The organism is Streptomyces sp. NPDC003032, from assembly GCF_053591415.1.
In genome coordinates, this window is sequence record NZ_JBSFTT010000052.1 from 1 (window position 1) to 21,228 (window position 21,228).

General features: G+C 69.4%; 17 protein-coding genes and 3 pseudogenes. 14 read left to right on the plus strand and 6 right to left on the minus strand.

From position 1 onward, the window contains the following. Positions 1-885: 885 nt before the first annotated feature. From ACWDZ7_RS38430 to ACWDZ7_RS38455, 6 genes and pseudogenes are all read left to right on the plus strand, one after another. A pseudogene (locus ACWDZ7_RS38430) lies at positions 886-1,038 on the plus strand (DEAD/DEAH box helicase family protein); the annotation flags it as partial. Between the two features lie 89 nt (positions 1,039-1,127). Next, positions 1,128-1,277, plus strand: coding sequence for a hypothetical protein (locus tag ACWDZ7_RS38435; RefSeq protein WP_451803418.1), 150 nt, complete (start codon positions 1,128-1,130; stop codon positions 1,275-1,277). Between the two features lie 333 nt (positions 1,278-1,610). After that, positions 1,611-1,744: pseudogene (locus ACWDZ7_RS38440) on the plus strand (IS5 family transposase); the annotation flags it as partial. 396 nt (positions 1,745-2,140) lie between these two features. Then, entirely contained in the window at positions 2,141-2,800 is a 660-nt protein-coding gene (locus ACWDZ7_RS38445) for a ParA family protein (protein ID WP_451803415.1), read from the plus strand. After that, positions 2,800-3,867, plus strand: a complete 1,068-nt coding sequence (locus ACWDZ7_RS38450) for a ParB/RepB/Spo0J family partition protein (protein ID WP_451803395.1) — start codon at positions 2,800-2,802, stop codon at positions 3,865-3,867. Before ACWDZ7_RS38445 ends, ACWDZ7_RS38450 begins: the two co-directional genes overlap by 1 nt. A 743-nt stretch (positions 3,868-4,610) precedes the next feature. Further along, positions 4,611-4,760 (plus strand): annotated as a pseudogene (locus ACWDZ7_RS38455) (DUF6192 family protein); the annotation flags it as partial. Positions 4,761-4,894: 134 nt separating this feature from the next. Here the strand turns inward: ACWDZ7_RS38455 and ACWDZ7_RS38460 are convergent. After that, complete coding sequence (locus tag ACWDZ7_RS38460) at positions 4,895-5,335, minus strand: hypothetical protein (RefSeq protein WP_451803419.1); 441 nt, start codon at positions 5,333-5,335, stop codon at positions 4,895-4,897. Between the two features lie 144 nt (positions 5,336-5,479). Here ACWDZ7_RS38460 and tap point away from each other — a divergent pair, with 144 nt between their 5' ends. The 5 genes from tap (at position 5,480) to ACWDZ7_RS38485 (ending at position 12,138) form a co-directional block, all read left to right on the plus strand. Further along, entirely contained in the window at positions 5,480-7,687 is a 2,208-nt protein-coding gene (gene tap / locus ACWDZ7_RS38465) for a telomere-associated protein Tap (protein ID WP_451803396.1), read from the plus strand. A 12-nt stretch (positions 7,688-7,699) separates the two neighbouring features. Further along, positions 7,700-8,257 carry a telomere-protecting terminal protein Tpg gene (tpg, locus tag ACWDZ7_RS38470; protein ID WP_451803397.1) on the plus strand — a complete coding sequence of 186 codons (558 nt, stop codon included), beginning with the start codon at positions 7,700-7,702 and terminating at the stop codon, positions 8,255-8,257. Between the two features lie 955 nt (positions 8,258-9,212). Continuing rightward, on the plus strand, positions 9,213-10,211 hold the full coding sequence (locus ACWDZ7_RS38475) for a bifunctional DNA primase/polymerase (protein WP_451803398.1): 999 nt from the start codon (positions 9,213-9,215) through the stop codon (positions 10,209-10,211). Between the two features lie 125 nt (positions 10,212-10,336). Then, positions 10,337-11,740 carry a DNA primase family protein gene (locus tag ACWDZ7_RS38480; RefSeq protein WP_451803416.1) on the plus strand — a complete coding sequence of 468 codons (1,404 nt, stop codon included), beginning with the start codon at positions 10,337-10,339 and terminating at the stop codon, positions 11,738-11,740. Then, positions 11,737-12,138, plus strand: coding sequence for a DUF6009 family protein (locus ACWDZ7_RS38485; RefSeq protein WP_451803399.1), 402 nt, complete (start codon positions 11,737-11,739; stop codon positions 12,136-12,138). Before ACWDZ7_RS38480 ends, ACWDZ7_RS38485 begins: the two co-directional genes overlap by 4 nt. Positions 12,139-12,151: 13 nt before the next feature. On the opposite strand, the gene ACWDZ7_RS38490 is transcribed toward ACWDZ7_RS38485, so the two are convergent. From ACWDZ7_RS38490 to ACWDZ7_RS38500, 3 genes are read right to left on the minus strand one after another with little or no spacing between them, the layout of a single operon-like run. Beyond that, positions 12,152-12,556: a DUF6009 family protein gene (locus ACWDZ7_RS38490; RefSeq protein ID WP_451803400.1), complete on the minus strand. Its 405-nt coding sequence runs from the start codon at positions 12,554-12,556 to the stop codon at positions 12,152-12,154. Beyond that, positions 12,553-14,007: a DNA primase family protein gene (locus ACWDZ7_RS38495; RefSeq protein ID WP_451803417.1), complete on the minus strand. Its 1,455-nt coding sequence runs from the start codon at positions 14,005-14,007 to the stop codon at positions 12,553-12,555. The genes ACWDZ7_RS38490 and ACWDZ7_RS38495 overlap by 4 nt, the downstream gene beginning before the upstream one ends. A 59-nt stretch (positions 14,008-14,066) precedes the next feature. Next, positions 14,067-15,242: a bifunctional DNA primase/polymerase gene (locus ACWDZ7_RS38500; RefSeq protein ID WP_451803401.1), complete on the minus strand. Its 1,176-nt coding sequence runs from the start codon at positions 15,240-15,242 to the stop codon at positions 14,067-14,069. 634 nt (positions 15,243-15,876) lie between these two features. Between ACWDZ7_RS38500 and ACWDZ7_RS38505 the strand changes: the two genes are divergently transcribed. Beyond that, positions 15,877-16,860, plus strand: a complete 984-nt coding sequence (locus ACWDZ7_RS38505) for a ScbA/BarX family gamma-butyrolactone biosynthesis protein (RefSeq protein ID WP_451803402.1) — start codon at positions 15,877-15,879, stop codon at positions 16,858-16,860. 37 nt (positions 16,861-16,897) lie between these two features. Here the strand turns inward: ACWDZ7_RS38505 and ACWDZ7_RS38510 are convergent, their stop codons facing one another. Then, positions 16,898-17,740 carry an NAD(P)H-binding protein gene (locus tag ACWDZ7_RS38510; protein WP_451803403.1) on the minus strand — a complete coding sequence of 281 codons (843 nt, stop codon included), beginning with the start codon at positions 17,738-17,740 and terminating at the stop codon, positions 16,898-16,900. A gap of 175 nt (positions 17,741-17,915) precedes the next feature. Between ACWDZ7_RS38510 and ACWDZ7_RS38515 the strand changes: the two genes are divergently transcribed. Beyond that, the gene (locus ACWDZ7_RS38515) at positions 17,916-18,590 is read left to right on the plus strand and encodes a ScbR family autoregulator-binding transcription factor (RefSeq protein WP_451803404.1); all 675 of its coding nucleotides are present in this window, start codon (positions 17,916-17,918) and stop codon (positions 18,588-18,590) included. A 67-nt stretch (positions 18,591-18,657) separates the two neighbouring features. Here the strand turns inward: ACWDZ7_RS38515 and ACWDZ7_RS38520 are convergent, their stop codons facing one another. After that, positions 18,658-20,130 (minus strand): FAD-dependent monooxygenase, encoded by a 1,473-nt coding sequence (locus ACWDZ7_RS38520; RefSeq protein WP_451803405.1) that lies wholly within the window; start codon positions 20,128-20,130, stop codon positions 18,658-18,660. Between the two features lie 293 nt (positions 20,131-20,423). Between ACWDZ7_RS38520 and ACWDZ7_RS38525 the strand changes: the two genes are divergently transcribed. After that, the gene (locus ACWDZ7_RS38525) at positions 20,424-21,065 is read left to right on the plus strand and encodes a ScbR family autoregulator-binding transcription factor (protein ID WP_451803406.1); all 642 of its coding nucleotides are present in this window, start codon (positions 20,424-20,426) and stop codon (positions 21,063-21,065) included. Positions 21,066-21,228: the final 163 nt, after the last annotated feature.

Consider the following 21,228-nt stretch of genomic DNA (forward strand, 5'->3'; position numbering starts at 1 on the left):
GTAGGTCCCTTCGTCGGACCAGTAGATGTGGTGCCGGGCGTCGGTGAGCCCGTTGCCCGCTCCGCGGGAGCGGAGCGGGGGTGCTGCGCACCCCCGCACAACCTCGGTGCGCAGCACCGAGGTTGACCGTCCGTCCGCTTCGCTTCCGGACTGACGGGGCTTCGCCCCGCCGCCCGGCTTCCGCTGCGCTCCAGCCTGGTCGGCGGGTGCGCTGCGCTCCCCCGCCTGACGGTTCTTGCGGCTGCGCCTCCAAAACCGTTTGGGCCCGCTGGCGCGGGCCGGGCTGGCTGCGAGGGTGGGGGGCGCTCGTTCGTGTGGGTTTCAGCGTAGTGGGTGGATAAGGTTGATGCAGCATGTACCGTTGGCGGAAATATGAGACACCTTCAACCCACTCGGGAACCTCCCTGGAATTCCGGGAGGAACGACCGCAGATGACCGGTCACCACGAATCTACCGGACCCGATCCCGCGCTGAGCAGCGGTTCTCTGACCGGGTGACGCAGTGCCAGACTGGGCGTGAACGCCCGGTTGAAGGTGTTCGCGCTCCTGGAGGCGCAGGGCGTGCCCGCGAGTGAGGCGGACGACCTGGTGACCGTGCTGGAGGCAGGGGCGGTCACCGGGGCGCAGTGCCAGGTGGTGGAGCTGGACGGCATGGCACCGGCCTCCCGGGGCTCGCTGTTCACCCGGACGACAAGCCGCCCTTCAGGGACGGCAAGCCGGGCGGCCGGCATAAGGCGGATCCGTCGTTCTGGAACGACTCGGGCGCGGCCTGCACTCCACACGTGGCCCTCTGACAGGAATTCAGCGCTCAGGGAGGGGGGACGGAAATATCATTGATTCAGCTCAGGAACACCAGGTCGACCAGAAGCCAGCGTTTCGTAAGTGAGTGGGAATCCCTGCAAGGTCACCTGTACCCCCGCAGGGCACCCGAGGCATAATCGTGTCCGCGACCGGCTCGGGCAAGACCATCACGGCCGCCGCCTGCGCACTGAAGTGCTTCCCGGGCGGCCAGATCCTCGAGACCGCCCCGACCCCGGACCTGCTCACCCAGCCGCTCACATGTGGCGACTGGCGGGTCACCGGGCACCGGGCACCGGGCACCGGGCACCGGGCACCGATGATCACGGTGTGCCCCTGGAGAACGACACGGTCCTCAACTCACTGGGAACGCGCACCACCACCAACCCCACCCAGCTCGCCCCGCGGACCAGGCACAGGCCAGTCGTCAAGTTCACCACCTACGCCTCTCTCCTGAACCACAAGGACCCGAAACACTGACAGACCAGCAAAAGATACGCGGACCACCAGAAGCCAAGCTGGCGGGCGAAAAGCGACTAAACGGCCAGCAGACGGCAGACTTCGACCTCACAACCATAGACAAGACCCACAGAACCACCAGAGACATCAGACAGCCATAAACAACGATCCACGACAACACCCCCACCCCCGACTCCCAGCTCCACCTCACGGCCACACCCCGCAACCCGACCCCACCCCACCCACACAAAGGGCGCAGAACAGCCAAGAGCCGGAACCCACACCAACCGGACAGAACTCCAAGACATACAAGCCATGGCCGACCAAACCGCGACTCTCCAAAGCAACCGAACCGGCTGGCTCATGCACCACCGACGCCTCGCCCGCAACTACGCAACCCACCCCCACCACTCCGAGACCAACTCCACCCCGCGACGATCAACCTCACCAGCAGCCGCCTCACCAGCGAAACCACCCCCAACTGGCGCAGAACCCAACCCAACGAAACCAAACGCTCAGTAAAGCCCACGACCGACGTGCGTGGTGTCCGCTGTGCCAGAGAGGCGGGCCGCACGCGGCCACGTGGCTGCAGCTGGTCAGAGGTCGGTGTCGTCCCCGCTGAGTGGTTCCGCCTCGCGGGCGTAGGCGAGGTCGGGAACGTAGCGTTCTTCTGCGGGGCACGGTTTACCGCGGTAAACCAGACCTCCGAACCGACTCTCGGCCCCATACGCGCCCTTCGGTTTACCGCGGTAAACCGAAGGGCGCGTATCGCACTTGCCCCTCTGGGCGAAACGCCACTGTCAGTGCAAGTACAGTCTCGTTCCTCTGGAAAGATGCTCCATGCCCGAAGTACCGGAACCCACGGGAAGCACACGGAGCATCAGATGACTGCTGCTGTCTATGTCGTGTCCATCGACCCCCAGGCCTCAACCGTCTGGTGGGCGAACAGGATCACCGACCTCCCCTTCGACTTCTCACAGGAGCACGAGACTCCCGAGAACTTGAAGATCCTCAAAGCCACCGGCGCCAAGGTCCACGTCGTCGCCAACCAGAAGGGCGGCGTCGGCAAGACCACCACCACCCTCAACCTCGGCGCGGTTGTCGCTGACGTCCTCAAGGGCGCCGAGAGCCTGCTGCACGTTTTCATCGACACCCCCGGCAGCCTCCAGGACGAGAATCTTCTTCTCGAGGCCCTGAAGTACGCGCACGACGTGATCGTGCCCATGCCCCCCGAAGGCCTCGCCTTCGATCCCACAGCCCGCACCATCCAGAAGGTCATCGAGCCCAGCGGGCTGCCTTTCACCGTCGTGGTGAACAACTGGGACCCGCGAGACGGAACCGCCGACCTCGTTGATACCGAGCAGTACATCGATGCTCAAGGCTGGCCGCGCGCCCGCACTGTCATCCGCCGCTACAAGGTCCACACCCGCGCCTCGGTAGAAGGCAAGGTCGTTACCCAGTACCCGAAGAACCGCGTAGCCATGGAGGCCCGCGAGGACTTCTTCCGTCTCGCTATCGAGCTGGGCTACGGAGGTGGTGCCTGATGGCCGGCCGCCGCACCAGCCTCGCCTCCCTCGCCGGAGCGAAAGTCGACGACGTCCCCGGCAAGAGCGACCCACTGCTCCTGACTCTGCCGCTGACCAAGCTGGTCCCCACCCGCTTCAACCCACGCCGCAACTTCGGCACCGAGGACAAGCTCAAGGAGTTCGGGCTGATTCTCAAGCAGCGCCAGCTGCAGCCCGCCGTCGTCGTCTCCCGCTCCGGGTACTTGAAGCTGTGGCCGGACGAAGCAGCGCGCGTGGGCGACGCAACTTACGTCATCGCGAATGGGGAGCGCCGCTACCGCGCCTCCCTCGCCGTTGGGCTCACCACCCTCAACGTGGTTCACAACGAGGATGTTGCGGCCAGCCGCGCCGACTTCCTGGACGCTGTCCTGTCCGAGAACAACGACCGCGAAGATCTCGACCCCATTGAGCGGGCGCTCGGTATCGAGACGATGGTCCTCGAACTCAACGGCGCGGACCAAGTCGCGGCCCACTACGGCAAGACCAAGGGCTGGGTCAGCCAACAGCGCAAGTTGCTGAAGCTCATCCCTGAACTCCAGACCCTGGTCAGCTCGAGTGAACTCCCCGTTCGAGTCGGTCGCGACATCGCGGGCTTGCCCCCTGCGGAGCAGGCAGCAGCATGGCAGGCGGAGCTCGCCCGCCGCGCTGAAGCCAAAACTGCCCCCCGCCCAAAGCGCGTTGTGCAACCGAGAGGAGAGGGGCAGACGGCGGTCAAGGGCGGCGAGAAGCGGTTTACCGCGGTAAACCCGTCTGCGCCCTCGGTATCCGAGGCGAGCGACTCGGCAGAGACGAAGAAGCTGTTTACCGCGGTAAACAGCGTTCCCGCTGATACTCCGCCACGGCCAGCGCCCGAGGTCAGCGTTGTTGCCCCTTCCACGGACGGCACCACTGCTTCGGTGCCTCACCAGGCCTGGGCGCGCGCGGCTGACTCTCTGCCGTGGGATGAGCCCCTCTGGTTCGACCAGCAGCTCCGCAAGCACATGTCGAAGGAGAACCGGGACAAGCTGGTTTGGCTGCTCCAAGCAGAAGACGAGCCTGAGGCGTAACAGCCCGAACTGCGACTTGCCGGCGAACGTGCACCGTAGGTGAGGACGTGGCGCGGGACGCCGGAGGATGAGCTCCGGCGGGTCGTCGCCCGGGTACAGGTGGAGGTTGCGCCAGCCGTGGACGCGGTCCATGTACGCGGCGGCGCCCTCGATGACGTTGACCCAGCCCGCGGTAGACGATGAACCCGTTGTCAGCCGCGCCCTCGCCCCGGGGGTCCAGATGCCTTCGGTGGGGATCCTCGTGCCGTCGTCCACCTCGCTGGTCTCGATCTTGTACAGGACCGTGGTCACGCCATCACCGCCGGGCGCTAGCGGCCGCCGCGCCCGGCGGTGGTCGCTAGCGGCGCGGGCCAGCGCGGTGGCGGCTTCCAGGCGGTCGCCGCGGATTGCCTCGCCGTGGCTGAGGACCTGAATTGAGAGGTTCCTGCACGTAAGCGCTGGCCATTGGTTGCTGTCGATCTGACTGTGGTTCGACGCTTTTGGGATGGGGCCGGGTAGTGTCGCCGGCCGGAGAGAGCCGGCGCTCCGTGGGGGGCGGGTCGTATGCCCGCAGACATACAGGTCGGGAGCGTCACGCGCGCGCGGTACGAGGCACTGGTCGCTCAGGGCCGGAAGCTGGTCCTGGACAAGACGAAGATCCAGTTCAAAGCCGGGGACGATGCAGCGGAGATTGAACCCTTGCGTCCGTGGGGGGTTCTCACCCGGCCGATGAGGAGCCTTGCGGGGTGCGCGAGACGCTGGAGATGTTCGCGCAGGACATCGGTGTCTCCTACAGCCAGGTGCGGACCTACCGGCATACGACCGCCAAGTGGCTGCCTGAACAGCGGGCGGAAGGCATCTCGTTCGAGATCCACCACATCCTGGAGAAGCTGGGGGTCCGTTTCGAGCGCATCGCCTCCCCGCCCAGGCACCCGCGCAGCGGGAAGCTGCAGTGGACTGGGGATGATGCCGCGCCGACTCACCCGCTTGCCCGTCCATCCCAGCGCCGCCCCTCCCCGCCCCAGTCCTGCGTCGGAAACCGGACTTTCTACGCGAGAGGACAGGGGTTCAGTGGCGACACCGAGTTGAGCACGCCGACGCAGGTGACGCCGCCCTGCAAGGGGGTGAAGAGCACGTCCTGGTTCTGGGTGGACTGCGTGCTGTGTCCCTCACTGGAGTAATAGCCGTAGGGCCGGACGACCCCGTCGAAAAGGCCCTGCGCCGTCTGCGGGTTGGGGAGGTCGGCGCCGCCGCAGTGGTTGAGTGATCCGGTGAGGGGAATGCCGAGGCCGCTGCCGCTTGCAGCACCGCCATGGGCGTGCGAGGTGGCACCGGCATCGGCGCGGCCGTGGTTGCCGCAGCCGTTGCCCAGGGCGGGAGAAAGCAGGTCACCCACACCCCCGGCCACGGCCACGGAGACCGCCACCACCTGGACGGTGACCAGCACGCAGAGGCAGGCAGCGGCACGCGTCAGCAGGGGACCGTTCACATCCTGCTCAACGGCTGTCCGCCTTCCTGGTTACGTGCTGTGGTGGAACCTGCGCAACGCGTGGATGCATGGTTCGCACTTCGTACGCTAAACGTACGCGTATTGTACGCTTCATAAGGTAGGGTGACGGTCAGGAGGTGTTCCATGTCCGAGTTGTTCGACGCGGTCGACGCACTGCTCGCGTCCCGCGCCACACTGCCGCCACCAGTGGAGCGCAAGCGGCTGCGTGCCGCGCACGGCCTGACGATCGACGAGGTGGCCACCGCGCTGAAGGTGCGCCGGGCCACGGTCAGCGGGTGGGAGTCCGGCAAGACCGAGCCCCGCCCGCCGGAACGCGACGCCTACGCCCGGCTGCTGGACAAGCTCGCGGAGCTCTACCCCGTCGGCGCGCCCGCGCCCGTTCAGGACGCTGCGGTGCCCAGCACGGTCGCCGCAGCGCCCGAAGCTGCGGACATCACTGCGACCGAGAACACCCAGACCAGTTCCGCCCCCGTCGCCGCCGCTCCGGCGGCCGCGCCGCGTCCGGCGCGCACCACCAGGCCGGCGTCGTCGACGTCGCGCCGTCCGGGTGTGAAGAAGGCCGCCCCGGCCGCGACCCCGGCGGGCGAGAGCGACCCGCGGTTCGAGAACGGTCCGCTGGCGGTCGTCGACGTCGAGGACGGGAAGGTGCTGGCGTACTGCGTCGGCGGCCTGGTCCTGGACGTGCCCGCCAAGTCCCTGCCGGCCCTGGTGGACTGGACCCTCAAGGAGGCGAAGCTCGGGCAGCCGAAGCTGTCCGGTCCGGGGAGGCCGGCCGACCCGCTGCTCGTGCTCACCGAGGCCGCCCTGGAGCGCTACGGCCTCCCCGTCGCCCTCACCGATGAGGAGCGGTTCGCCGGGCGCATCCCGGAGGGCCACAAGGTCATCAAGCAGCTGACCCGCGCCGACTGGAAGCTCACGAAGCGCGGATTCGGGCCGTGGGCGCGGGTCTACCGCCCGGCCAAGGGCTCGGACCGCCAGTGCGTCCAGCTGTGCATCCCGTCGTGGAACGCGCTGGACACCCGCCACTGGGGCCACGCGGCGCAGCTCCCGCCGGCCGAACTCGCCCGCGTCCTGGGCGTGTACGCGTCCCGGGTGATGACGCCGCGCGGCTCCACCGCCGTCACCGGCCTGGAGCTGATGACCGCGCTGCACCCGCCGACCTACGCCGTGCGCGACGAGGAGACCGGTGCCCTGCGGCAGGCCGATGACAAGACTCCCGGATCCCTGGGCAAGGACCCGGTGGACTGCGCGCCGTGCGAGGCTCCCGACGGGCACCCGGTCCTCAACGCGCTGGACCTGCCGCGCTTCCACGTGCGCGGCCCTGCGGAGAAGCTGTTCGAGGAGGCGTACGACTGGGCGCGGCCGATGACGGATGCCGAGTGCACCCTGCGCCACCTGGTCGGCATCGACGTGAACATGGCCTTCGCCGCCGGAGCGAACGGCCTGAACGTCGGCCTCGGTGAGCCGACGCACGTCAAGGCCCCCGCGTTCGACCCGAAGCTGCCCGGCTCGTGGCTGGTCGACCTCTCACACGTCGACCTGTCGAAGGTGAAGGCCGGCAAGGAGTGGGTGGAGCTGGACGGCAGCCTGCTGCCCAGCCCGTTCACGCCGAAGGGTGAGCGCCCCGAGGGGCCGGCCTGGTACGCGACGCCGACCGTGGCGTACGCGGTGGAGCTCGGCTACGAGGTGCGCCCGGTGGAGGCGTACGTCCGGTATGAGAACGGCCGCTATCTGGACGGCTGGTACAACCGGCTCCGTGACGCCTACCTCGCCACGATGGCCGACCTCGGTGTCGACGCCGACCTCGCCCCGGCCGACTTCCTCGTGGCTATGGACGGTTACCAGAGCCGTGACCCGCAGCTGGCGATCGTCGTCTCGGCGGTCAAGGCGACGGTGAAGGGCGGTCTGGGCAAGCTGCGCGAGCGGCCGCGCGGGGAGGGCTGGCGGCCGGGCGAGCCGTGGCGGGCCCTGTCCCGTCCGACGTGGCGGCCCGACATCCGCGCGGCGGTCATCTCCCGCACCCGGATCAACCTGCACCGGAAGATCGTCAAGCACGCGGCATTCACCGGGCAGTACCCGGTCGCGGTCCTGTCCGACTGCGTCGTCTACGCGGCAGACGGCGAGAGCCCGCTGGACTTCCTGCCCTACCGCGAGGGCAAGCCTCTGCCCGGCGGCTTCAAGCTCGGCATCAACCCGGGCCTGGTCAAGCACGAGGGCACCCAGACCGTCCTGTGGGGCGAGGAAGTCCGCGACCGGTTCGACGCCCCGGAGCTCAACCTCGCCCGGTACATCAAGGACGGCACCGTCACCGACACCGACAACGGAGAGTAGGAGAAGGCGACGATGAGCCTGTTCGGGGACGGCCTGGACGCCGCGGTGCAGAAGGCCTTCACCCGCCCGGCGCCCAAGAGCGCGGGCGCGCAGATGCGCTACCTGGTCAAGCAGATGAAGGGCACCAAGGCGGTCGCCCAGGTCCTGCGGATCTCCCAGCGCACCGTCGAGCGGTACGTGAAGGACCAGATCAAGAAGCCGCGCGCCGACCTCGCCGCGCGCCTGGAGCGCGAGGTGAAGAGGCGGTGGCAGCCGCAGATCCGCGCCAAGGCCAAGGAGCGGGCGGCGACGACCGGCGGCATCGTCATCGACGCCCGCGCCCGCATGGGCTACACCGCGCCGATCGGGTCGACGGACCAGGACCGCACCCGGCACCTGACCATCGCCCTGCCGCCTGTCTATGCCGCCCGCCTCTTCGGCGCCCAGGAGGCCGGCGCCGGCGACCAGCGGCTCCAGGAGATCGCCGCCGAAGCGCTCAAGGAGGTGTACTTCCAGGACGCGGGCCGCCGCGCGGGCAGCCTGGAAGAGGTCCGCTTCACGGACATCGAGCACCTCGAGTTCGGCCTGTAGCCGCCGCGCGCCCGAACAGCCCGCCTTGATGGTCCTGCGTCAGCAGGCAGCTCAGCGCTGGTGCTGCCGTTCGTGCCCCTGGCGCAGCACTCGGTGAGAAAGCGGCCGACGTGGTCTTCGGCGCCCGAAGGTGAGAAAGAAAGGCGGCGTCCACAGGCGGCCTGGCCGTTTTCAACCGCGCGCACGGATGGCGCGGAGTTCACCGACGGGGAACGGCTCGACATCCAGCTGTGAAAACGCGCGGCACGATGTCGATGCTCGCGTTCGGTCCCGCCTGCCCGAGAGGAGAGGCAGGAGTCCAGCGACTGGAGCAACCGACGGTCCAGGACAGTGGGGGAGTGGGAGTCGCCCCGCTCGGAAGAGTGGCTTTCGGAGGCGGAGTGCTTCAGTCGCTGAGTCGCCCTGCCGAGGGCGGGCGCATGACGCTGAGGAAGCGACTCAAGCACCCAGCGACTGGGGATCTGTTCAGTCGCTGAGGAGAGAACTCGGTAAAAGCGCAGGTCACAGGCGTGAGTCCCTGCGAGCAGCGACTGAAGCGACTCTTGGTCGAGTATATGAAGACATTCCTGCGCGCGCGCCTGCGTCATATATAGGGAGCTTGAGTCGCTTCAGTCGCTGTTTTAGTTGGCGGTACCCCCTTGACCTGCGGTTTTAGGTATCGTGGGAAACAGCGACTGAACGGTGCCCGGTCGCTGGCCGTAGAGCTCAGTCGCTGAGCACCGGGATGCTGGTCTCATCATCGACACGGGCAACAGTTGTCGAGGGCTCCGAGCCCTCGCAGAATTCCTTCGCTAACCTATGTTCGTCGTTGAGTCGCTTCAGTCGCTGATGGGGGAATCACATGCATGCTGAGCTGCGGATTCCTCGCAGCGGCTCGCATCGGCTGCCTCTGGCTGCCTCAAGGGCCGAAGGATCGCTGCTCACTGCGCGTGCGTGCGCTGCCCAGGGCTGGGCTGTGCTCCCGCTGGCAGCGGGACGCAAGACACCGGCCGCGAACTGTGAGCGCTGCAGGGCACGGGGACATGTCCGGGAGGGCTGCCCCTGCGCGGCGGCCGGTCGCTGGTGCCACGGTTTCCACGCCGCCACCCTCGACCAGAAGCGCATCCAGCAGTGGTGGGGTCCTCGCCCCGAACTCGGCGTCGGTGTCGCGTGTGGCCCCGCGGGTCTCGTCGTCATCGATGTCGACGCCCACCAGGCCCCGGTCCCCCAGCGGGAGCGGATCCTGCCCGGCATTCACATCGGGGAGCAGATCGATCTCACGGGCCTTGCCACGGGCTTCCACACGCTCGCTGTCCTGGCCGCACTGAGAGGCATGCCCGACCCCGCCACCGACTCCTCGACCCTGCGCGTACGAACCCCCTCAGGCGGACTGCATATCTGGTACCGAACCGACCCCGCGCTCGGCTGGCAGTGCTCGACCGGCTCCGGCCGGGACCGTGCCTTTGCCTGGCAGGTGGATGTCCGCGCGCACGGCGGATACATCATCGCGCCCGGCACCACGACGAGCGCCGGCACCTACACCCCGCTCGAGGGTGCCCGCGAGCCCGCCGAGCTCCCGGCTTGGCTGGCCGCCGAACTGGAACGCACCGGCCACCGCCCCGCCCCCGCGGGGCCTGCCCCGCGGCCCGTCCCCTTGCGGGCGCGCCAGGCGGTCCTGGCCGCGGGTGGCGGCCAGGACGCTGTCCAGCGCACCCTGAGCGCCGTCCTGGGGGACGTGGCGGCCTGTGGCCAGGTCCCTCAAGGGGCGGGCTTCTCGGACCGGCTCAACCGCGCCGCCTACACCCTCGGCGGACTCATCGCGGCAGGCGCCCTGGCTCATGACGCCACCGAGCGCGCCCTCCTGGACGTGGCGAGCGCCGCCCGCCCCGGTCAGGAACGCCGTGCGGCCCAGATCATCCACAGCGGCCTGGAGGCCGGTATGCAGCGTCCTCTCTGGCCCGGGCGGCGAGCGTGACATCCCCTGAGGAGCCCGGCGTACTGTTCGACTTCGACCCCGAAGCCGTCGCCGCCCAGATCCGTGCGCAGTCGGTGCCCGCAGCCCTGCCCGCCCAGGCCACCCGCCCCGCGGCCGAGGCCCCGATGAGGGCGGAGGGCGGGGCGACCCCGGCCGGGCTGCTGCCGGACACGCTCACCGATCGCGGCAACGCCAAGCTGTTCGTGAAGCTGTACGGCACCGACTACCGGCATGTGCCGGGTCTTGGCTGGTACCGCTGGCAGGGCACCCGCTGGCAATTCGACGAGGACGACACCGTCGTCTGGGCCGCCGGTGACCTCGCCGAGGCCTTCGCCACCACCGATCCGCGCGGCGTGTTCACCGCGTCCGCGCTCACCCAGCACATCCGGCGAGCCATGAGCACCTCCGGCATCAACGCCATGCTCACCCAGGCCAAGGCCGCCCCTGGGATGGTCCTCAACGCCACATCCCTGGACGCCGACCCCTACGTCCTGTGCACCCCCGAAGGCATCGTCGACCTGCGCACGGGCCTGCTGCGGACCCCCGACCCGAACAAGGACTTCCACTCCCGCTCCACCACTGTCGCCCCCCGGCAGGTACCCATTCCGCGCTGGCAGCGCTTTTTGACCGACACCTTCGGCGATGACGCCGAGGGCCAGGAAATGATCGGCTTCCTTCAGCTGCTCCTCGGCTACTCCGTCACCGGCGACGTCGGCGCCCAGGTCATGCCCTTTCTGTTCGGCTCCGGAAAGAACGGCAAGTCCGTCCTCCTGGACGTCTTGATGAAGCTTCTTGGTGACTACGCGGATGCCGCCCCGCCCGGCTTCCTGATGGCGCGCCCCTTCGAGGGCCACCCCACCGACCTCGCCGAACTCCACGGGCGGCGCGTCATCGTGTGCTCCGAGGTCAAGCCCGGTGACAAATTCGACGAGGCGCGCGTCAAACTTCTCACCGGCGGCGACCGGATCAAGGCCCGTCGTATGCGCCAGGACTTCTTCTCCTTCGCGCCCACCCACAAACTCTGGCTGCTGGCCAACCACCGTCCCGAAGTCGGCACCGGCGGCTTCGCGTTCTGGCGCCGTATGCGCCTGATCCCCTTCGAACGGGTCGTCTCCGACGACCGCAAGATCGACAATCTGGCCGACATCCTCGTCACCGAAGAAGGCTCCGGCATCCTGGCCTGGCTCATCGAAGGAGCCCGCCGCTACCTCGCCGGCGACAAAGACCTCACCGGCCCCGCCCGCGTGCGCATCGCCACCACCGCCTACGCCGAGACCGAGGACCACATCGGCCGCTTCTTCGACGAATGCTGCTTGCTCAGCCCCGACTCCCGGGCAGAGCAGGCCCGGTTGTACGCCGAGTACAAGGCCTGGTGCCAAAATGAGGGCGCCCCGGTCATCTCCTCTCGCGCGTTCGCCGCACGCGCCCGCGAACTGGTCGGACTGGCCTCGCCCAAGGAGATGATCCTGTCCAATTCGCGCAAGTACTACCCGGGCATCGGACTGCTCGCCGACGAGGAGAGGGCATGAGCTCCCTGATCACCGAGGACGAGATCCGGCACGAGAGCACCCTCGTCTGGCTCGAGGACATCACTGACCTCGACTACGTCCGCCAGAGCCTGGACCGCCTGCCCACCCGCCGCGGCAAGCCGGCCTACCACCGCCCCGGCCGGATGGTCGGCTACGCCGTCCTCGCCCCCCAGGCCAGGGCCTCCCGCTCGTCGGGCACCTTCCGCCGCCGCGTGTTCTGGCTGCTCCCGCACGACCGCGACACCGAGCCCGAAGGCCTCTACGAGACCGGAGCACCCGCCGAAGCCGTGGACCCCCGCACGCTGGGAGCAGGCACCAAGGGCTACAAGACCGAACGCTCCGAGGGCGGCCCTCCCTCGCCCGCCATGCAGGAACTGGGTATAACGCTGCCGCTCTGACCACGCGGGGTGGTCAGCTCATGGGCAGCGTTATCCCCAGCTCACGCATCGCGTCGGACGCGGGGCCGCCCTCGGAGCGCTGCGTCTTGTAGCCCTTCGTACGGGCCGCGACGGTGCGGGGATCGACCGCCTCGGAAGGTGCCCCGGAGCGGTACAGACCGTCGGGCCGGCCGTCACGGTCGTGCGGCAGCAGCCAGAACACGCGGCGAAGGAAGGTCCCCGAGGCACGCGAGGAAGGCGCTCCGGAGCCCAGGACGGCATAGCCCACCATGCGGCCGTCGCGGTGATAGGCGGGCGCTCCGCCCCTGTTGGGCAGGCGGTCCAGGGCCTGGCGCACGTAGTCGAGGGGCCCGATGTCCTCCAGCCACACGATGCCGGTCTCGTGGCTGAGCTGGCGGGGCTCGATGAGGGCGCTCATGAGATCCCTTGCCTTTCTTCCCTCAGGCCGATGCCGGGGTAGAACTTGCGCTGGTTCGACAAGATCATCGCTCTGGGGGTGACGATGCCGACGATGTCCCTGACCTGTGCGGCGAAGGCCCGGGAGGAGAGGGGATTGGCCCCCTCCAGCTGGCACCAGTCCCGGTAATGGCTGTAGAGCTGGGCCTGTTCGGCCCGCAGGGCCGGGTCCAGGACGCAGCGCTCCTCGAGGAAGCGCCCGGTGTGGTCCTCGGTCTCGGCGTACGCGGTGGTGGCCATGCGCACCTGCTCGGGGCCGGTGAGCTCACGGGTGCCGTTGAGATAACGGCGGGCGCCCTCGACGAGCCAGTGCAAGATCCCGGGACCCTCTTCGCAGACGAGGATGTCGGCCAGATTGTCGATCTTGCGGTCGTCGGGGACGACGCGCTCGAAGGGAATCAGCTTCATCCGCCGCCAGAAGGCATAGCCGCCGGTGCCCACTTCAGGGCGGTGGTTTCCCAGCAGCCAGAGTTTGTGGGTGGGCGCGAAGGAGAAGAAGTCCTGGCGCATACGACGGGCCTTGATCCGGTCGCCACCGGTCAGGTGCTTGAAGCGGGCCTCGTCGAACCGGTCGCCCGGTTTGAGTTCGGAGCACACGATCAGGCGCCGCCCGTGGAGTTCGGCGAGGTCGGTGGGGTGGCCCTCGAAGGGGCGCGCCATCAGGAAGCCGGGCGGGGCGGCATCCGCGTAGTCACCGAGCAACTTGACCATCACGTCCAAAAGGACCGACTTGCCGTTCCGCCCCTGCCCGTACAGGAACGGCATGGTCTGCGCGCCGACGTCGCCGGTGATCGAGTAGCCCAGCAGTTCGTGCAGGAAGTCGATCATCTGCAGACCGGGTCCGTCGTCGCCGAAGGTGTCGGTCAAAAAGCGCTGCCAGCGCGGGGTGGGCATCGGGCGGGGCGCGACGCTGGTGGAGCGGGAGTGGAAGTCCTTGCTCGGGTCGGGGGCGTTCAGCACGCCCGTGGTGAGGTCGATGACTCCCTCGGGAGTGCACAGGGCGTAGGGGTCGGAGTCCAGGACCGAGGCTTTGAGGACCATTCCCGGGGCCGATCTGGCCTGCGACAGCATGGCCTTCATGCCCGACGTGGACAGGGCGCGCTGGCGGTGGCGGCGCAGTGCGGAGGCGGTGTGACGTCCATGGGGGTCGGTCTCGGCCAGCGACTCGGCCATCTCGCCGGCTGCCCACAGCACCGTGTCGTCCTCGTCCATCGTCCACCGGTGACCGAGCCACCGGTACCAGCCAAGGCCCGGCACATGCCGGAAGTCGCGTCCGTACAGATCGACGAAGAGTTTGGCGTTGCCCCTGTCGCTCAGGCTCTCGGGAAGCAGCCCGCCCTCGCAGGCGAGGGCGGACGGTGACGCCGGGGCGTCATGGCTCGGCGAGAACGTGGCGGGGTCGTTGAAGAGCATTATCTGCCGGGCGGTCTCGGCAGCATCGAACAGCTCCTCTGTGGGGGAGGGCGCGTCGTTCACGAGTGATCTCTCACCTCGAGCGGCTGTCGGCTGCCCGCGGCCAGGGCGGCGCGGACGATCTGCAGGGAGCGCCGGCGTTGACCGGGCCGCGCCTGCGCGGCCGCGGCCAGCAGGACGCTCTCGGCATCGCTCAGACGCAGACGCCCGGTCCCGACGAGTCCGCCGGCGACGAACGCCGCCCGGTCCAGCCTGTCGCCGAATCCGGCGTCCTTGGTGACGGCACCGCAGTCGAGCACCGCACTCAGCACGGTGGACAACGTCCTCGCGGCGGCTTCCCTGCGCTCCTCCGCGGCCAGGACGGCCGCACGGGCACGACAGGGCACGGGCACGGAGGCGGAGACATCGGACGGCGGGGGACGGTGCCCGGTGCGTGCCAGCTCCGCCGCCAGCCAACGAGGTAACGGGGCGGGTTCCCGCAGGGGGCGGCAGGCGGTGTAGGTGCCGACCGCGGTGGTCGTACCCGGGGCGATGACATACCCGCTGCCCGCACGGACGTCGACCTGCCAGGCCAGGGCCCCGCGGGTGCCGGACCCGGTGGAGCCCCGCCACACCTCGCCCCGGGGAGCGGCGTACCACAGCTGCAGCCCCCCTGACGGGGTGCGCACCCGCAGGGTGGTCTCATCCTCGGCGGGGTCGGCCTGCCCGCGCAGAGCGGCCAGCAGGGCCAGGCTGTGAAAGCCGTTGCGCAGCCCGTTCAGGGAGACCGACCCGGGAATGTGGACCCCGGGCAACAACCGGTCGTACGCGGGCAGCACAGCCCCGTACGGGTCCACATCGATCACGACGAGGCCCGCGGGCCCACACGCCACGCCGACACCGAAACGGGGCTGCTCCCGCCACCAGTGCGCGATACGGGACCGGTCCGCGCTGGCGCTGTGGACCCCATGGCACCACCGGCCGGCAGGGATGCACGGGCAGTGCTCGGGCGGATGGCTGCCGGCCTGGCAGTCATGGCAGTCGGCGGCCGGTGTCGTGCGGCCGGGGGCCAGCGGATGGACGGGCCAGGCGCGCTCCGAGCACCACAACGCGGTGTCCAGCGCAGTGGCAAGGCGGGCGAAATCAGCGTCGGCGCCTGCTCGATCGGCTGAGTCGCGCTGGGGTGTCCCCATGTCAAGGGGCAATGGACATTTCCTCTCAGCGACCGAAGCGACCCGAGCGACCCAAGCCCGCATATGGGCTCACGTGTTCGGTGTGATGAGCGTGTCCGACGCGGGACCGCTGAAGGGGGTGCGCTGGACCGTGATGTGGATGGCTCGCCCCGGCGGGCGCGACACGGCTTGGAAGGCACTTGTGCAGACGGACTCGTGCAGATGGCGTCCGGGTCCCTCAGGGAAGCGCTGTGCAGCCCTCGTGACAGCCACCGGCCGGTTTCCGCGGCCGGGACGTGCGACGGGCAGGCCTCGACACCGCCTCGGCTCGTGAGCCGGCCGGTGGCCAGAGAACGCGGTCCTTGATGACGAGCATGCCTTCCCCCCGGGGCGCGCTGGATGCGTGCCGTGACGAGGTCAGCCGTCGCGGCACTGGGGTTGAAAATATCGGCCACTCGTTTTGTTTGTCGAGTGATACATGCGGCCCGTGGTGTTAAAAAAACATCAGAATTTGGTCGGCCCGGTGCGGCGCGGGCAGGAACCGAATATTCCGCTTCGGGCGTGTGGTGTCCCACCTGGAAGGGGAGGCGGGGTTCCGCTTCTTTGTCCCACCCTCTGGCTCGTAACGGCTAGAAATTAAACCGGTTGGTACGTATCTTCAGTCGAGCGAGACGATGACCGCGTCCCGCGCTGACGATGCCGTGACCCTGGGGGCCTCATGTCAACGGACACATTCCGGTACGCAGGACCGACCGTCCAGTTTCCGCGCTTTACGGCGGACCTGTCCCGGTACGGCTCACTGACTTCGACGGTGCCCAAGGAGCTCGTGCACCGCGCTGCCGTCGCGGAAGTGCTGCTCACGGGGTGGGAGCGGCGCGATGAGACGCACTTCACGGTCACCGCCCAATGGCCCCGGGGGCACAGCTTCTTCACTCCCGTGAACGGGACTCACTACGATCCGTTGATGGTGACCGAAACAATCCGGCAGGTTGGTTCGCTTCTTGCTCATGTGGAGTTCAGTGTTCCGCTCGGTCACCAGTTCCTGATGCGGGACCTCGAAGTGGCCGTGCGGCCGGAGTACCTGGGGCTGGAAGGCGTCCCCGCCTCCCTGGAACTCGAGGTCACCTACACCGAGGTCAAGCAGCGCCGTCAGGGCCACGCGAGCGCCCGCTACGAGGCGGTCGTACGGCGGGACGGGCACATAGTCGCCACGGGCGGAGCCGCCTACACCTGCGTCGGCCCCGAGGTCTACCAGCGCCTGCGCGGCGACCGGCTGTCCAGCGAGCGTCCCACGCTCCGGCTCACCGCACCGCTCTCGCCGCAGAGCGTGGGCCGGATGTCGCCCATGGACGTCGTGCTCTCACCGCTGGGGGAGCCCAACCGCTGGCAGCTGCGGGTGGACACCCGCCACCCCATCCTGTTCGACCACCCGGTGGATCACGTCCCCGGCATGGTGCTCGTCGAGGCCGCCCGGCAGGCCACCACAGCCGTCCTGCGGCAGGCGTCGCCCAGCGCCGCGTCCTTCCTGCCGGTCCGTCTCAGCAGCGAGTTCCAGCGCTACGCCGAACTCGACAGCCCCTGTGTGATCGAGGCGCGCGCGGTGTCCACCGGCTGCGGCGAGGGCCTGGTCCTCGTGAGCGGCGAGCAGAACGGCGCACCGCTCTTCAGTGCCACCGTCGCCGCCCGCCCCGTCCATGTGTGATCGCGAGGCGACACCCCCTCGCGGTGATCGGCGCGGCCTACGCGAAGGCGTCGGCGTGGTCCTTGGCCCAGCTCTCGAACGACCGGGGCGCGTTGCCCGTCACCGCCCGGACCGTGTCGAGCACCTGAGCCTTGGCTCCTGCCCGCTGACGCAGCGCGCTCTCCAGCAACGCCTCCACCACCGCCTCGGGGTGCCTGCGCAGCAGCACCGCACGGGCCTGGGCCGGTTCCATCTCCTCGAAGCGCAGCTCTCGGCCGAGCACCTGGCCGAGCCGGCGCGTCTGCTGCACCGCGCTGAGGGGCTGCGGTCCGGTCAGGACGTACGCCTTGCCCGCGTGGCCGTCCTCGGTGAGGGCGCGCACGGCCACGTCGGCGATGTCGCGCGGATCCACGCAGGCGTTGGGTGCCCGGCCGTTCAGCGCGCGCACCACGTTCTCGCCGCGGACGGAGGCGGCCCACGACAGGGAGTTGGACATGAAGGAGCGGGGGCGCAGCAGCGTCCAGTCGAGCCCCGAGGCGGTCAGCGCCGCCTCGCAGTCCCGCTGCCAGCGGGTGATGAGGTCCTGTGCCAGGACGTCGAGGACAGCGGCCGCGGAGATCTTCACGACCTGCCGCACACCGGCCTCGCGGGCGGCGCGGAGGAAGACGTCGTCGTCGCTTCCCGCCACCCGGGTGGTCACCAACAGGGCTCGGCGCACGCCTTTTAGTGCCTCCCGCAGGCCGACCGGGTCCTCGTAGGCCGCACGCACCACCTGGACGCCCTCGCGTCCGGTGGTCACCCGGGACGGATCTCTGGTCAGCACGCGCACCGCGCAGCGGGAAGGCAGCCGCTCCAGCACCAGCCGGCCCACCGTGCCGGTGGCTCCCGTCACAAGAATCACGATGTCTCCCCCTTGGATGCGGGCCGCCGCGAACCGGACGCCCGGTCATCATTTTTGTCCGAAGAAAGTCTTCTCGCGGACAGACCTCAGGAGCTGCTCGTTGTAAGATACAGACTTGACGGTTTTTTTGGATGGGGGCCCCGGCCCCAGTGACTCTGAAGATTGGAGGGAGACAGTGGCCAAGCAGGACCGGGCGATTCGCACTCGTCGAACCATCCTGGCGGCAGCGGCGCAGGTGTTCGAGGAACGTGGATATCAAGCCGCCACCATCACTGAGATCCTCGCCACCGCTGGTGTGACGAAGGGAGCCCTCTACTTCCACTTCGAGTCCAAGGACCAGCTGGCCCAGGGCGTGCTGGCGGAGCAGGGCCAGAGCCTGAGCGTCCCCGCCCGCAACTGCAAGATCCAGGAGCTCGTCGACACCGTCGCTCTGCACGCCTACCGCCTGCAGATCGACCCGATGGTCAGGGCGGGCGTGCGCCTGTCGCTGGATCAGCAGGCGACCGATCTCGACCGCAGCGGCCCCTTCCTGGGCTGGAGCGAGATCATCCTGCGTCTCCTGCAAGAGGCGCGCGGTGAGCTGCTGCCGCACGTGGTCGCCTCCGAGACCGCCGACGTCCTCGTGGGCTCCTTCGCGGGCGTCCAGGCCATGTCGCAGATCATCAGCAACTACCAGGACCTGGGCCACCGGGTCTCGGAACTGCTGCGCCATGTCCTGCCCAACGTGGTCCTGGCCTCGGTGCTCGCCACCGTGGATCTCTCCGCCAACCGCGGTGCCCTGGTCCACGAGGAGGTGAGCGGGCTCGCGCGGATGGAGAACGTGCGCGAGGCCGTGGCCACCGCCAGCTGACGACGGGCGCCGCACCGGCCCGCTCCCGGCGGGCCGGCCACCCCGGCACCGTCGTCCGACGCCGCCCTCAGAGATGGGCCGCCAGGGCCTCGTGCAGCGTTCCGCGGCCCGCGGCCCAGGCGATGTACCCGTCGGGCCGCACGAGCAGGGCGGCGCAGGGCACCACGGACACCGGCTGGGCTCGTACGACCCGCAGCAGGTCGGGCCACTTGCGCGCGGTCTCCTCGTGCTCCTCACCGCTGCCGGGGCCCAGGAGCAGCAGGAGCATCCGGCCGTCCCGCAGCAGCCGCGTCACGTCGGTCTCTCCCGACCGCGTGGTCAAAGCGATGTTGCGCAGGAACTTCCCCTCCCACGGCGACGGGTCGGGCGAGCGGGCCGGCAACACGGTGTCCTGGGCGCTGAGCATCGCGCCCAGATGCGCCCCGCCCTGGTCCTCGGCGAGCAGTCTGCTGAACACGTTGCGCAGCGAGTCGAGCCGGTCCTCCGGATGCATCAGGGACACCTGCGCGCGGACGTTGTCGATGACCCGCTCGGCGGCCGGGCGGCGTTCGGCGTCATAGGAGTCCAGCAGGGTCCCGCTCGCGGTGCCCCGCACGGTGAACGCCAGTTTCCAGCCCAGGTTCAGGGCGTCGAGAAGTCCCGTGCTCAGGCCCTGCCCGCCGACGGGGAAGTGCAGGTGCGCGGCGTCCCCGGCCAGCAGAACGCGACCCTTGCGGTAGGTGTGCGCGAGACGTGCGTAGTCGCTGAAGCGGCTCAGCCACCGCGGCGCGCTCATGCCGATCTCCCGGCCCATGATCCGCGAGGTCTCAGCGCGCAGCTCGTCCAGGGAAAGGGGCCGGCCGCGATCGGCGTGGGTCCGTGTGAAGTCGACCGTCCGGATGTGCGTCTCGCCGTCGGGCGCGTCCTTGGCGACGACCCAGCCGTTGGGAGTGCGGTGCCACCCGGCTGCCAGGGCGCCCGGGTCCTCCAGGCGTACGAGGCCCATCATCGCGGAGACGGTGGCGTCATACGCGTCGCAGGAGATGCCGGCCTGCTCGCGCACCGTGCCGCGTGCGCCGTCGGCGCCGACCACGTAGGCCGCCTCGTACTCCACGACCCCGCCCTGCCCCTCGGCCACCACCCGGACACCGTCCGGCCGTTGGCGGACCTCGACCATGCGGTGTTCGCGCAGCACCTGTGCCCCGTGGGCGCGGGCCCGGCTCTCGAAGAGCCGCTCGAGATCGGCCTGCGCCCGCTTGAGTATGGGTTCCGGTTCTCCCGTGGGGGCGGATATGCGCAGGCCCGGGATGCCGGCGAAGTGGAACGGGCTGCTGACCTCGGTCATCGAGGAGGAGAGCTCCGGGGCGGGCAGATACCCCCGGCGGGCCAGCGTCTGTGCCGTACGTGCGTGCAAGGTGGTGGCCTTGGGTCTCTCCGAGGTGGCGGCCTGCCGTTCCAGGATCACCGTGGCCACGCCGTACCCGCTCAGCTCGGCGCCGAGAAGCATGCCGACCGGGCCGCCCCCGACCACGACCACATCCGTACGTATCGGGTGCGCCATCCGGGACTCCTCGTCTCTCCCTGACCTGCCCTGTCATGGATTCGGGCGGCGGCCCGGCCGCTCGGGTCAGCGGTACGACAGTGGCTCGAAATCTACCGGAGTGTCAGAACCTCGTGGGGTTCCCGTGAACGGTTCATGGATCTTTCGCGGCCGCCGCGGTGGCGGACCGCACCACGACGGGAGAACGGCACGTATAGAAACCGGTTCAGCGGTTTGTTAGTGTGGGGGGCGCGGAGTCCGGAATCTGCCTGCCGCCTCCTTACCGCCGCTTCACACCGCAACGGAGTGCCGAGATGGCCCAGCAGGACCGCGCGCAACGCACCCGCGACACTCTGATCGAAGCCGCCGCCGAGATGTTCGACCGGCACGGCTTCACGCTCGCCTCCCTCTCCACGATCAGCGCGCACGCCGGGGTCAGCAAGGGAGCCCTGCACTTCCACTTCGCCAACAAGGACGCGCTGGCCGAAGAGGTCGGCCGGGCGGCGGTCCAGCGCCTGGCCCGCATCACCGACCGGGGCGCGGGCCGCCGCCCGGGCAGCGCCCTGCAACTTCTGATCGACGCGACCCACGACCTCACCCGCGGCCTCGGTGAGGACGCGGTCCTGCGCGTCGGCTTCGGCGTAGGGCGGACGCTCGGTCGGTGCGGGGCCTCGAGCGACCCCCGCCATCTGTGGAAGGCCTGGGTCAGGGACGCGCTGCGGCGGGCCGCCGGGGAAGGTGCGATGACGCGGGGCGTACCGGCGGAGGACGTGACGGCCACCCTGGTGGCCACCACCGTCGGTCTCGGCACGCTCGACGGGTGCCGGAGTTCGCCCCGCCCGCCTGCGGCCGCCGCCACCGTCACGTCCCTGTGGAACCTGCTGCTGCCACGACTGGCGGCGGACGGCGTCGCCGAGGAACTGGTGACGTCGGGAACCTCCCGCCGACGGGCGTAGCCGCCGGCCACGACTACGTCGGCGACACCGTGCTCCCGTTCACCGAGGGCTTCCGGCGGCTGCCGGGCTCACCGAACCCGTGGGCGGCGCGACCACGGCCGCCTTCGCGCGGGGAGCGGATCGCGGTGGAAGGTGGCCCTGCGCCTCCGTCGGGCGGCAGGAT